Source organism: Streptomyces sp. Inha503, assembly GCF_047215865.1.
Lineage (GTDB): Bacteria > Actinomycetota > Actinomycetes > Streptomycetales > Streptomycetaceae > Streptomyces > Streptomyces lycopersici.
In genome coordinates, this window is the sequence record NZ_CP178360.1 from 4,728,674 (window position 1) to 4,741,542 (window position 12,869).

The 12,869-nt window shown below is 72.4% G+C and carries 8 protein-coding genes; 1 reads left to right on the plus strand and 7 read right to left on the minus strand.

All coding sequences use genetic code 11. From position 1 onward, the window contains the following. Positions 1 to 29 precede the first annotated feature (29 nt). From ACJX2R_RS19875 to proB, 3 genes are all read right to left on the minus strand, one after another. Positions 30 to 1,328, minus strand: coding sequence for a glutamate-5-semialdehyde dehydrogenase (locus ACJX2R_RS19875; RefSeq protein WP_413101228.1), 1,299 nt, complete (start codon positions 1,326 to 1,328; stop codon positions 30 to 32). A gap of 91 nt (positions 1,329 to 1,419) precedes the next feature. Further along, entirely contained in the window at positions 1,420 to 1,881 is a 462-nt protein-coding gene (locus ACJX2R_RS19880; RefSeq protein WP_262700000.1) for a hypothetical protein, read from the minus strand. 271 nt (positions 1,882 to 2,152) lie between these two features. Further along, positions 2,153 to 3,370 carry a glutamate 5-kinase gene (gene proB / locus ACJX2R_RS19885; RefSeq protein WP_413101229.1) on the minus strand — a complete coding sequence of 406 codons (1,218 nt, stop codon included), beginning with the start codon at positions 3,368 to 3,370 and terminating at the stop codon, positions 2,153 to 2,155. A 301-nt stretch (positions 3,371 to 3,671) separates the two neighbouring features. Between proB and ACJX2R_RS19890 the strand changes: the two genes are divergently transcribed. Then, the gene (locus tag ACJX2R_RS19890; RefSeq protein WP_413101230.1) at positions 3,672 to 5,759 is read left to right on the plus strand and encodes a hypothetical protein; all 2,088 of its coding nucleotides are present in this window, start codon (positions 3,672 to 3,674) and stop codon (positions 5,757 to 5,759) included. Positions 5,760 to 6,005: 246 nt separating this feature from the next. Here the strand turns inward: ACJX2R_RS19890 and obgE are convergent, their stop codons facing one another. The 4 genes from obgE to ACJX2R_RS19910 form a co-directional block, all read right to left on the minus strand. Continuing rightward, on the minus strand, positions 6,006 to 7,439 hold the full coding sequence (gene obgE / locus ACJX2R_RS19895; RefSeq protein ID WP_413101231.1) for a GTPase ObgE: 1,434 nt from the start codon (positions 7,437 to 7,439) through the stop codon (positions 6,006 to 6,008). Between the two features lie 141 nt (positions 7,440 to 7,580). Further along, positions 7,581 to 7,838, minus strand: coding sequence for a 50S ribosomal protein L27 (gene rpmA / locus ACJX2R_RS19900; protein WP_262699997.1), 258 nt, complete (start codon positions 7,836 to 7,838; stop codon positions 7,581 to 7,583). Between the two features lie 14 nt (positions 7,839 to 7,852). Then, positions 7,853 to 8,173: a 50S ribosomal protein L21 gene (gene rplU, locus ACJX2R_RS19905; RefSeq protein ID WP_262699996.1), complete on the minus strand. Its 321-nt coding sequence runs from the start codon at positions 8,171 to 8,173 to the stop codon at positions 7,853 to 7,855. A 243-nt stretch (positions 8,174 to 8,416) separates the two neighbouring features. Further along, on the minus strand, positions 8,417 to 12,661 hold the full coding sequence (locus ACJX2R_RS19910; protein WP_413101232.1) for an Rne/Rng family ribonuclease: 4,245 nt from the start codon (positions 12,659 to 12,661) through the stop codon (positions 8,417 to 8,419). Positions 12,662 to 12,869: the final 208 nt, after the last annotated feature.

Below are 12,869 nucleotides of genomic sequence, written 5' to 3' on the forward strand. Positions count from 1 at the left end.
GGAAATCGACCATCCCCCGAACGGGTGAGTCAGCGGGTGTGGCCGTCGCCGGTGACGATGTACTTCGTCGAGGTCAGCTCGGGCAGGGCCATGGGCCCGCGGGCGTGCAGCTTCTGGGTGGAGATGCCGATCTCGGCACCGAAGCCGAACTGCCCGCCGTCGGTGAACCGCGTGGAGGCGTTCACGGCGACCGTGGTGGAGTCCACGAGCTGGGTGAAGCGGCGGGCGGCCTGCTGGGAGGTCGTGACGATGGCCTCGGTGTGCCCGGAGGACCACAGGCGGATGTGGCTCACCGCGGCCTCCAGGGAGTCCACGACGCCCGCCGCGATGTCGTACGAGAGGTACTCGGTCTCCCAGTCGTCGATCACCGCCGGGACCATGGTGGCCTTGGAGCCCTCCGCGAGCGCCATGACCCGCTCGTCCGCGTGGACCGTGACCCCGGCCTCGGCCAGCGCGTCCAGGGCGCGGGGCAGGAACCGGGGGGCGATGTCCTGGTGCACCAGCAGCGTCTCCGCCGCGTTGCACACGCTCGGCCGCTGGGCCTTGGAGTTCACCAGGATCTCGACCGCCATGTCGAGGTCGGCGTCGGCGTCCACGTACACATGGCAGTTGCCGGTGCCGGTCTCGATGACCGGGACGGTGGACTCCTCGACGACCGTACGGATGAGGGAGGCGCCACCGCGCGGGATCAGCACGTCCACCAGGCCGCGGGCGCGCATCAGCTCGCGCACCGACTCCCGGCTCTCGCCCGGCACCAGCTGCACCGCGTCCGCGGGCAGCCCCGCCCCGCCGACGGCGTCGCGCAGGACCTTCACCAGTGCGGCGTTGGAGTGGGACGCCGACGAGGAGCCACGCAGCAGCACCGCGTTGCCCGACTTCAGGCAGAGCGCCGCGGCGTCCACCGTCACATTCGGCCGGGCCTCGTAGATGATCCCGACGACGCCGAGCGGAACGCGCACCTGGCGCAGGTCGATCCCGTTGGGCAGCGTGGAGCCGCGCACCACCTCGCCGACCGGGTCGGGCAGCGCGATCACGTCGCGGACATCGGAGGCGATGGCCCGCACCCGCTCGGGGGTGAGCGTCAGCCGGTCGACGATGGCATCGCTGGTGCCGGCCTCGCGGGCCCGCTCCACATCGGCCGCGTTGGCCTCCACGATCTCCTTGGTGCGCACCTCCAGGGCGTCGGCCATCGCGAGCAGCGCGTCGTCCTTGACGGCGCGCGGCAGTGGCGCGAGATCGGCGGCCGCGACCTGGGCCCGGTAGGCGGCCTGGAGGACCGGGGACTTCGGCCAGGGGTCGGTGAGCGGCGACGTGGGTGCGCTGGTCATGCCCGAAGCGTACTGAGCCGGGGGCGGAGATCCACGCACTATTCCGCAGTTCGAGATGGCATTCTCACATCTCGGCGTCGCACATCCGTCCTCAGAACGGATGCACGCCCACCGGGGAGGCCGGTGGCGGCCCGTACCCCTCCGCGACCCGATGGTGATACGTATCACGGTCGATGACCTCGAGCCCCACGATCTCCCAGGGCGGCAGCTTGGCCGAGGCCCGGTGCTCGCCCCACAGCCGCAGCGCGACCGCCGCGGCGTCATGCAGATCACGGGCCTCTTCCCAGTAGCGGATCTCGGCGTGATCGTTGGCGTAGCGGCTGGTCAGCAGGAACGGATGGTCATGGGCCAGCTGCTCGAGCGCCCTGCGGACCTCCGGCAGCGGCGCCTCGCTCCCCGAGACGCTGAGGGTGATGTGCCACAGCCGGGACGCCTCGCCACGCCCGGCATCGTGCGCCACGGCGTCGCCGGTCCCGGCGTCGCCCGCTCCGACACTGGTCAGGGTGCGCTCCGCCGCCCCTCTGGGCGACGCCCCCGGGCGCCCTCGTCTCACCGACGGCCTCCTGTAACTCGCTGCTCCGCTCACGCGCGGGCGGAGCATCTCGTGACGGTGCCATGGCCGCGGCCTTCCGCTCGGACTCCGCCGCGTCTCCCACAGCCGGCGCGCTGCCCCGCGCGACCCCGTTGAACAAAGTTGACCAGCCCACGCCCGCCCGCGGGGCGCTTTTGAGGTTTTTCGGAGGGGGGTTATTTTCCGGCGGCCGGTTCTCCCTCAGCTACCGCTGGGAGGTGCCCCGCGAGGGTGCCCGCGCCGCCGGAGCGGCTCAGTCCAGGACGACGAGGTCGTCGCGGTGGACCACCTCGCGTTCATAGGCCGGACCGAGCTCGCGGGCCAGGTCCCTGGTCGAGCGGCCGATCAGCTGCGGGATCTCCTTGGCGTCGAAGTTGACCAGTCCACGGGCCACGGGACGGCCCTCGGTGTCCCTCAGCTCGACCGGGTCACCGGCGGTGAACTCGCCCTCCACGGCCGCGATCCCCGCGGGCAGCAGCGAGGTGCGGCGCTCCACGACGGCCCGTACCGCGCCGTCGTCCAGGGTGAGGGCGCCACGTGGCGCGGAGGCGTGGGCGAGCCAGAGCAGCCGGTTCGCCGAGCGGCGGCCGGTGCGGTGGAAGAACGTGCCCGTACGGCGGCCGAGCAGGGCGTCCCCGGCCCGGCTGGCGGAGGTGAGCACCACCGGGACCCCGGCCGCGGTGGCGATCCGGGCCGCCTCGACCTTGGTGACCATGCCACCGGTGCCCACCCCGGAGCGGCCCGCGCTGCCGATGGAGACGCCGTCCAGGTCCCGGGGGCCCCGGACCTCGTCGATCCGGGAGGTGCCGGGGGTCCTGGGGTCCCCGTCGTACAGGCCGTCCACATCGGAGAGCAGCACCAGCAGATCCGCCCGGACGAGATGGGCGACCAGGGCCGCGAGCCGGTCGTTGTCACCGAACCGGATCTCGTCCGTGGCCACCGTGTCGTTCTCGTTGACGATCGGCAGCGCGCCCATGGCCAGCAACTGGTCCAGGGTGCGGGTGGCGTTGCGGTAGTGGCCGCGGCGGCTGGTGTCGTCCGTGGTGAGCAGCACCTGGCCGACCCGGCGGCCGTAGCGCGCGAAGGAGGCCGTGTAGCGGGCCACCAGGAGCCCCTGTCCGACGCTCGCGGCCGCCTGCTGGCGGGCGAGATCGCGGGGGCGCCGGTCCAGGCCCAGCGGCGCCAGCCCGGCGGCGATGGCGCCGGAGGAGACCAGGACTATCTCCTTGCCGTTCGCGCCGCCCTTACCGTCGTCACCCTTACCGTCACCGCCCTTACGGTCGCCGTTCCTGCCGCCGCCGCCCTTACCGTCGCCGTCGAGCACCTTGGCGAGCACGTCGACCAGCGCGTCCACACGGTCCGCGTCCAGGCCCCCCGCCGCGGTGGTGAGGGAGGACGAGCCGACCTTGACCACGATCCTGCGGGCGGCGGCCACCTCGTCCCGTACCGCCGACCCGTCCTGCTCCGCCACGCCGCTCCCTCGTTCGTCCCCGGCCCATCACACGCCCAAGAAACGCATGCCTTACACACTCATCATGACAAGGGGGCAATCTACGACAGTCGGTCCTCGCCCGCCTCGGCATTTCAGCCTCCGGACACCGCCCGCGCACACCGCCTCACCCACCGCCATGAGCGCCCCGCGGAGACCTCCTGGGGGACCTTTGACACCGATTGCGACCGGTTGGCACCGGCGCGGATTGTCACCGGGCGGGGCATCGGCATACGGTCAGGGGTCCCCCCAGTCCGTTGCCCTCCTGCCAGGAGCCCACCCCGTGCCCTCTGCCGGAATCGCCCCACGCCGGGTCGTACAGCTGACGGCGCTGCTCGCGATGCTCGTGTTCTTCGCCACACAGCTCGTCGGCGCCGTGCTTCCGAACGTACCGCTTTTCATCGCCGCCTCGGCGTGCGGTCTCGCGCTCGATCTCTTCTTGCAGCACAAGCAGCCCGGTCTGCTGTCGCTGCTGGGGAAGATCCGCCTCGACGTCACGGTGCGCCAGCTGTTCCGCGACATGCTCATCATGGTCGGGCTGCTGCGCATCGAGGGCATCAACCCCCTGCACGAACAGGCGCCCCTGACCGTGGGGCTGCTGCTCTTCTACCTGGTGCACTTCGCCTGCCAGGCGGCGGCCATCCTGGTCCGCCGGACCCGGCAGCTGCCGTTCGTCACGCGCAACATCGACGCGTCCGCGCTGCGCCTGAACGAGGCCCCGCCGCGGCTGTTCGCCCGTCAGCACGGGCGCCGTCTGCTGCGGCTGGCCGCGCCGGTCACCGCCGGTCTGCTGATCACCGCCGCCACCAAGGACGCCGTCTGGGGCGGCGTCGGCCTGACGATCGCGCTGCTGATCAGCATCGGCGGCACGGCCCACCTCGCCAGCTGGCTGCTGCCGCGCAAGCGCGTGGCGAACGAGGCCACGGCCCTGCGCTGGCTGGACCAGTGGCTGGCCGACTACCAGCCGACCGTGGGCATGTACTTCTCCGGCGGCAACTCCTCGGCGTACCAGGCGAACATGTGGCTCTCCACGCTCGCCGCGCTCGACGGCAAGCCGATCATCGTGCTCCGTGAGCGGTTCATGGTGCAGAAGATCGAGGCGACGGACGTACCGATCATCTGCCTCCCCAAGGTCGCGCATCTGATGCGGCTGGAGCACTCGACGCTCAAGGTGCTGCTGCACCCGGCGAACTCCGGCAAGACCTCGCAGGTGCTGCGCATCCCCTCGATCAAGCACGCGTTCATCAACCACGGCGAGAGCGACAAGCTCTCCAGCTGCAACCCGTACGCCAAGGCGTACGACGAGGTGTGGGTCGCGGGCCCGGCGGCGCGCGAGCGCTACCAGCTCGCCGACATCGGCGTCGAGGACAAGGACGTCGTGGAGGTCGGCCGGCCGCAGCTGGCCCCCATCCGCCCCTACGCGGGCGTGCCCACCGGTGAGTTGACGACGGTGCTGTACGCGCCGACCTGGGAGGGCTGGGACGGGAACCCCGGCAACACCTCGGTGATCCTGGCCGGTGAGAACATCGTCCGCGAGCTGCTCGCCGACCCCAAGGTGCGCCTGCTGTACAAGCCGCACCCCATGACCGGCTCCGTGGACCCGCGCGCGGGCCGCGCCAACGACCGCATCAAGGCGATGATCGCCGAGGCGAACACCAAGCGCGGCGGCGACCGTCCCGGCGCGGAGGCCGCCGCCGAGCTGGCCCGGTGCGCCGATGAGCTCAACCGGCTCACCAGCACCTCCTTCCGCCCCAGCGCGGACGAGATCGAGCGCATGAAGCTCCAGGGGGCCCCGGACGGCGACCGCGCGGCGGCCACCGCCGCGGCCACCGCCGCCTGGGAGAGCGCCTACTGGGCCTCGCTGCCGGTCTGGGAGCACCAGATCATCACCGGTCCGCGTCCGGCGATCTTCACCTGCTTCAACCAGGCCGACGTGCTGATCAGCGATGTCTCCAGCGTGGTCTCGGACTACCTGACGAGCGAGAAGCCGTACGCCGTGGCGAACACCAGCGGGATGACGGAGGAGGAGTTCCGGGCGGGCTTCCCGACCGTGCGCGCCGCCACGATCCTCACGCCGGAAGCCGCGGGCGTGACCGGACTGCTGGAAGCGGTCCGCGAACCCGAGAAGGACACCCTCGCGGGCGCCCGTGCCGAGCTGAAGGTGCATCTGCTCGGCCCGTCCGACCCGCCGTCGCTGGTGCGCTTCGACCAGGCCACGCAGGATCTGTGCCGCAAGGCCGACGAGCGCCGGGCCCGGATGGCCACCCGGCTCGCCGACGAGATCCCCTCGCAGCGCGAGGCCCGGGACGCGGCGGAGGAGATGGAGCTGGAGTCCGGCTCGGCGGAGCCGGAGGAGACCGCGACGGTCTGACGTCAGACGGTCCGACGTCAGACAGACGGTCTGACGTCCGGCGTTCCGAACCGACGGCAGGCACCGAGAGCGTGGCGAAGGGCCCGGGAGATCCCTCCCGGGCCCTTCGCCGTGCCACCTGCCGCGCGGCGCCGAGAAGCCCGCTCAGAGCCCGTGCGGGTGCCCCGGAGCGCCCAGGGAGCGTCCAGGACACGCAGGGGCGGCGTCCAGGAAGCGCAGGGGCGCCCGGCTACGGCCGTGCGGCCCTCAGAACGGCTTGAACGTGTCGAACTCCTCGTCCGCCTCGTCCCGCTCGGCATCCCGGTCCCGCCGCCGCTGCGCCGCCGGGCGCGGGGTGTCGAAGCGGTGGTCCTCGCCACGGCGGCCCAGCATCTCCGCGCCGGTCGCGAGGCTCGGCTCCCAGTCGAAGACGACCGCGTCGTCCTCGGGGCCGATGACGACCTCGTCGCCCGAGTGGGCGCCCGCCTTCATCAGCTCCTCCTCGACGCCGAGGCGCGCCAGGCGGTCGGCGAGGTAGCCCACGGCCTCGTCGTTGGCGAAGTCGGTCTGGCGGACCCAGCGTTCGGGCTTCTCGCCCAGCACGCGGTAGAAGCCCTCCTCGGCGACGACCCTGAAGCCCGCGTCGTCCACGGCCTTCGGCCGGATGACGATCCGGGTCGCCTCCTCCTTCGGCTTCGCCTCCCGCGCCTCCGCGACGATCTTCGCCAGGGCGAAGGACAGCTCCTTGAGGCCGAGATGGGCGACCGCCGAGGCCTCGAGGACCTGGTAGCCGCGGGCCTCCAGATCGGGCCGGATGATGTCGGCGAGGTCCTTGCCGTCGGGGATGTCGACCTTGTTGAGCACGACGACCCGCGGCCGGTCGTCCAGACCGCCGTACTGGGCCAGCTCCGCCTCGATGACGTCGAGGTCGGTCAGCGGATCGCGCTCGGACTCCAGCGCCGCGGTGTCCAGCACGTGCACCAGCACCGAGCAGCGCTCGACATGGCGCAGGAACTCCAGGCCGAGGCCCTTGCCCTGGCTGGCGCCGGGGATCAGACCGGGGACGTCGGCGATGGTGTAGACGGTCGAACCGGCCGTGACCACACCGAGGTTGGGCACCAGCGTGGTGAACGGATAGTCGGCGATCTTCGGCTTGGCCGCCGAAAGCACCGAGATCAGCGAGGACTTGCCGGCGCTCGGGTAGCCGACGAGGGCCACGTCCGCGACGGTCTTGAGCTCCAGGATGACGTCGCCGGAGTGGCCCGGCTCGCCCAGCAGCGCGAAGCCGGGGGCCTTGCGGCGGGCCGAGGCGAGCGCGGCGTTGCCGAGGCCGCCGCGGCCGCCCTGGGCGGCGATGTAGGTGGTGCCCTGCCCGATCAGATCGGCCAGGACGTTGCCCCGCTTGTCGAGGACGACGGTGCCGTCCGGGACCGGCAGGACCAGGTCGGTGCCGTCCTTGCCGGAGCGGTTGCCGCCCTCTCCGGGCTTGCCGTTGGTGGCCTTGCGGTGGGGGCTGTGGTGGTAGTCGAGCAGGGTGGTGACGGACTGGTCCACGACCAGGATCACATCGCCGCCCCGGCCGCCGTTGCCGCCGTCCGGTCCCCCGAGCGGCTTGAACTTCTCGCGGTGCACGGAGGCGCAGCCGTGGCCTCCGTTACCCGCGGCGACATGCAGTTCGACGCGGTCCACGAAGGTGGTCATGACGGGTGCCTCCAGTTACATACGGGTTCGGGGATGTTCTGATGTGCCTCACGCTCGTAACGCGCCGAGGGCGGACCCGCTTCCCGTCACGGGAAGAGCGGTCCGCCCTCGGAAAAGGCTGTGCGATATCGCCCGGGCTGATTACTCAGCGACCGGAACGATGTTCACGACCTTGCGGCCACGGCTGGTGCCGAACTGCACCGCACCGGCGTCCAGCGCGAACAGCGTGTCATCGCCGCCGCGGCCGACACCCGTGCCCGGGTGGAAGTGCGTGCCGCGCTGGCGGACCAGGATCTCACCCGCGTTGACGACCTGGCCGCCGAAGCGCTTGACGCCGAGCCGCTGGGCATTGGAGTCGCGACCGTTCCGAGTGGACGATGCGCCCTTCTTGTGTGCCATCTCTTCTCAGTCCCTTACTTCGCAGCCTGGTCGATGCCGGTGATCTTCAGCGCGGTGTGCAGCTGACGGTGGCCGATCCGCTTCCGGTAACCGGTCTTGTTCTTGTACTTCAGGATGTCGATCTTGCCACCCTTGTGGTGGTCGACGACCTCGGCGTGAACCTTCACACCGGCCAGGACCCACGGGTCGCTGGTGACGGCATCGCCGTCGACAACGAGCAGAGTGGAAAGCTCGACGGTGTCGCCGACCTTGTTGCCGGCCAGACGGTCGACCTCGATGACATCGCCCACGGCCACCTTCTGCTGGCGGCCGCCGGTGCGCACGATTGCGTACACGCGGTTCTCACTCTCTCGCTAGAAAACGGACCTCTGATGCCAGCCGCCCAACACGGCCCACAAGGGTCGTGACAACCGAGTGATCATGCGATTCACCATCGGCCGAACGGCCTCTTCCGGCGAAGCGGAAGGGACGTGCTCAGGGGTTTGGCGTACAGACGCCGAGGGTCAAGGCTACCAGAGCCCGAAGGGCACACTGTCACGCGACAGTGTGCCCTCCCGGTCGGCCGGATGGCGGCCGGGTCAGTCGTCGGCGGCGGCCGAGACCGACTGCGGAGTCTGCTGCTCCGCCGCCGCGGTCTTCTTCGCCGCCGTCTTCTTGGCGGTCGTCTTCTTGGCCGTGGTCTTCTTGGCGGCCGTCTTCTTCGCCGCCGTCTTCTTCTCAGCGGTCTTCTTGGCCGCCGTCTTCTTGGCGGGAGCCTTCTTGGCCGCCTTACGGGCGGTCTTCTTCGCCGGTGCCGCGGCCTCGGCCTCGGCCTCACCCTCGGCGGACGCGCTCTCGGACGCCGCCTCCGGCTCGGGCTTCGACCCGGACTCCGGCTCGGGCTTCGACCCCGACTCCGGCTCGGGCTCCAGCTCCGACTCCGCGGAAGACCCGCTCACGACCACCACGGCCGCGTCCTCGGAACCCGTCGGCGAGCCCGCGGGGGCGCTCACCTTACGGGTCGCACGGCGCCGCGTACGCGGCGCGGGAACGCCCTCGAGCGGGGCCGGCTCCTCGACGGGAGCGGCGGCGGGGGCCTCGGCGGCCGCCTCCGGCTCCGTCCGGGCCGCCTCCCGACGCTCGTCGGCCACCACGACCACCACGCCCTCCGGCTCCTTGGCGGCCTTCGGGGCGCCCGCCGGGGCGGACACCTTACGGGTGGCACGGCGGCGCGTACGCCCACGGGTCGCGGCGGCCTCGGCCTCCGCGGCGCTGCTGTAAAGCTCCTCGTCGGCCGCGAAGACCGGCTCGGGCAGCGGCTTGGGCTGGGTGGCCTCCGCCGCGATCTCGGCCGCCGCCTCGGTGACGTCCTCGGACTCCGCCTCGGCTTCGGCCTCGGCCTCGGCCGCAGCGGCGGCGGCCCGCTCCTGCTGCTGAGCGGCACCGGCGGCGGACTTCTTCTTCTTGCGCTTGCCGCCACCGCCACCGGCGGACGACGCCTGGTCCATGTGGACGATCACGCCGCGGCCGTTGCAGTGCACACAGGACTCGGAGAAGGACTCCAGCAGCCCCTGGCCGACCCGCTTACGGGTCATCTGGACCAGGCCGAGCGAGGTGACCTCCGCCACCTGGTGCTTCGTACGGTCCCGGCCCAGGCACTCCAGCAGCCGCCGCAGCACCAGATCGCGGTTGGACTCCAGCACCATGTCGATGAAGTCGATCACGATGATGCCGCCGAGGTCGCGCAGCCGCAGCTGGCGCACGATCTCCTCGGCCGCCTCCAGGTTGTTCCTGGTGACCGTCTCCTCGAGGTTGCCGCCCTGGCCGGTGAACTTGCCGGTGTTGACGTCGATGACGACCATCGCCTCGGTCCGGTCGATCACCAGCGAGCCGCCGCTGGGCAGCCAGACCTTGCGGTCCAGCGCCTTCATCAGCTGCTCGTCGATCCGGTAGGTGGCGAAGACATCGACGTCCGAGGTCCACTTCTGGAGCCGGTCCGCGAGGTCGGGCGCCACGTGCGAGACATAGCCGTGGATGGTCTCCCAGGCGTCGTCACCGCTGACGATGACCTTGGAGAAGTCCTCGTTGAAGATGTCGCGGACGACCCGGACGGTCATGTCGGGCTCGCCGTAGAGCAGCGACGGGGCGTTACCGCTCTTCGCCTTCTTCTTGATCTCCTCCCACTGCGCCTGCAACCGGGCGACATCGCGGGACAGCTCGTCCTCACTCGCACCCTCGGCGGCGGTACGGACGATCACGCCCGCGTCCTCGGGGACGATCTTCTTGAGAATCTGCTTCAGCCGGGCCCGCTCGGTGTCGGGCAGCTTGCGGCTGATCCCGGTCATCGAGCCCTCGGGCACATACACCAGGTAGCGGCCGGGCAGGGAGACCTGGCTGGTCAGCCGGGCGCCCTTGTGGCCGATCGGGTCCTTGGTGACCTGCACCAGCACGGACTGGCCGGACTTCAGGGCGGTCTCGATGCGGCGCGGCCCGCCTGAGAGCCCCAGCGCCTCGAAGTTCACCTCACCCGCGTACAGCACGGCGTTGCGGCCCTTGCCGATGTCGACGAAGGCGGCCTCCATCGACGGCAGCACGTTCTGGACCTTGCCCAGATAGACGTTGCCGACGTAGCTGGTGGCCTGCTCCTTGTTGACGAAGTGCTCGACGAGGACGTTGTCCTCCAGCACCCCGATCTGGGTGCGATCGCCGTTCTGCTGGACGACCATGACCCGCTCGACCGCCTCACGGCGGGCCAGGAACTCGGCCTCGGTGATGATCGGCACACGGCGGCGGCCCTGCTCACGGCCCTCGCGACGGCGCTGCTTCTTGGCCTCCAGACGCGTCGACCCCTTGATCGACTGCACCTCGTCGGCGCCGGACTCGGCTTCCTTGGCGCGCCGCTCCCGCGGCTCGCGGACCTTGACGACCGTGCGCTCCGGGTCGTCACCGGCGGCCTCGGTCTCGGCTGCATCGCCACTGCGACGGCGGCGGCGACGGCGGCGACGGCTGCTGCTGGAGCCGCCGGGCTCACCGGCCTCGGCGCCCGACTCGTCCCGGCCCTCGCCCTGCTCCTCGGCGCCCTCGCCCTCGGCGGCCGACTCGTCCTCGTACCGCTCACCGGCCTCGGAACGCCCCTCGGCGCCCTCGGCCTCGGCGGTCTCGCCACGACGGCGACGCCGACCGCCACGGCGGCGGCGACGGGCCGGGCGGTCGCCCGACTCCTCCTCGCCGGACTCGCCCTCGGGCTGACCGGCCTCGGCCTCCGTCTCGCCCTCCTCGGTGGCCTCGGGCTCCTCTGCGGCCTCCGGCTGCTCCTCGGCGGGCGCGGCGCCACGGCGGCGGCGCCGGCGGCGGCCGGCGGGCGCCTCGGGCTCGACGGCCTCGGCCGTCGGCTGCTCCTCGTCCTCCTCCTCGGGCTCCTCCAGCGCGGCGGCGGCCTCGGCGGCGGCGCTCTCCGGCGTCTGGAAGACCGGCTCGGTGAAGACGGGTGCCTGGAACACGGCCGTGGGCGGGCGGACCGCCCGGCGCCGCGAACGGGGCGCGGGCTCCGGCTCGGACGCGGCCTCGGCGGCCGGGGCCTCGCCCTCGGCGGCCTGCGGCTCCTGAGCGCCGCCCGGCTCCTCGGCGGCGGGTGCGGTGCTCCGGGTGGCGCGGCGGCGGGTGCGGGCGCGCGGCGCCTCGTCCTCGGCCCGCGTACCGGTGGTCTCCTCGGCGCTCTCGCCGCGCTGCTCGGCGGCGGGCTCCTCGGCGGCCTCGGCCTGCGGCGCGCCCTCGGGGGCGGCGGCCTTACGGGTCGCACGACGACGCGTACGGGCGGGAGCCGGGGGCACGATCTCGGCCTCGGCCTCCGCAGCCGCCTCGGACTCCTGAGACTCTTCGAGCTCCTCCGCCGCCTCCAACGCCACGACCTCCGACTCCGCGGGGGCACCGGCCGGAGCGGTCACCTTACGGACCGCACGGCGACGCGTACGGGCACGCGGGGCCTCATCGGTCTGGGCATCGGCTGCGACTGCGGCTGGGGCCGTGGCCTCGTCACCACCGCCACCAGCGGCCGCCGCAGACGACGCGTCCGCGTCGGCGGCCTCGGCCTGCGGCGCGCCCTCGGGGGCGGCGGCCTTACGGGTCGCACGACGACGCGTACGGGCGGGAGCCGGGGGCACGATCTCGGCCTCGGCCTCCGCAGCCGCCTCGGACTCCTGAGACTCTTCGGGCTCCTCCGCCGCCTCCGACGCCACGACCTCCGCGGCCTCCGACTCCGCGGGGGCACCGGCTGGAGCGGTCACCTTACGGACCGCACGGCGACGCGTACGAGCGGGCGGAGCGGCCTCTGCGGCGGCCTCCACCACGGGCTCCGCCACAGGCTCGGCGGCGGCCTCGGTCTCCTCGCCGCCACGCCCGGCGTCGGCCGGGACCACGGTCTCCGCGGTCTCCGGCGAACCCGCCGGGGCGGTCGCCTTGCGGGCGACCCGGCGCCGCGTACGGGCGGGCGGAGCGGCGGATTCGGTGTTGGCCCCGGAGGTGTCGGACCCAGAGGTGTCGGACCCGGATACGGATCCACTCGCGGTGGCCATGGCGGCACCGGCGGCGACGGGCTCGGAAGCGGCCTCGGCGGCGGCGAAGGCACCGGTCTGCTCAGCGGCTATGGCCGGTACCGAGGCCGTGGTGACCTCGGCCTCGCTCACCGCGCCGGGCGGCGGACCGGCCGGCCGGGAGGCCGCGCGACGGCGGCGCGGCGGCAGCGTGTCGCTGGGCGTGTTCTCGATGGGTTCCCCGGGTACCGCGGCACGCGGCGCGGATGACCCCAGGGGCTGGACAGGTTGGGTCGGCTCAATAGGTTCGAGCATGCGGGCGTTTCTCCCGTCACGCTCCCGGGCGCCGCGCCTGCTTCCGGCCGGCCACCCGCGCACTGTGCGCGGGTGCCGCCGTCCGGGGCGCGGTCGCCGCACGGGAGCTGTCGTCTCGCTCGCCGGGACCGGATCTGTCGGGACCGGCGAAAGTCTTCTGGTCAGTGCGCCAGCCGGACCCGGGTGGCTCCCAAGTGCGTCGGCGGCG

What these genes read in the sequence shown, in the direction of transcription:
- obgE (WP_413101231.1), bottom strand. Translation starts at nt 7,439, where the DNA reads ATGACCACCTTCGTGGACCGCGTCGAACTGCATGTCGCCGCGGGTAAC.
- ACJX2R_RS19910 (WP_413101232.1), bottom strand. Translation starts at nt 12,661, where the DNA reads ATGCTCGAACCTATTGAGCCGACCCAACCTGTCCAGCCCCTGGGGTCA.
- ACJX2R_RS19875 (WP_413101228.1), bottom strand. Translation starts at nt 1,328, where the DNA reads ATGACCAGCGCACCCACGTCGCCGCTCACCGACCCCTGGCCGAAGTCC.
- rpmA (WP_262699997.1), bottom strand. Translation starts at nt 7,838, where the DNA reads ATGGCACACAAGAAGGGCGCATCGTCCACTCGGAACGGTCGCGACTCC.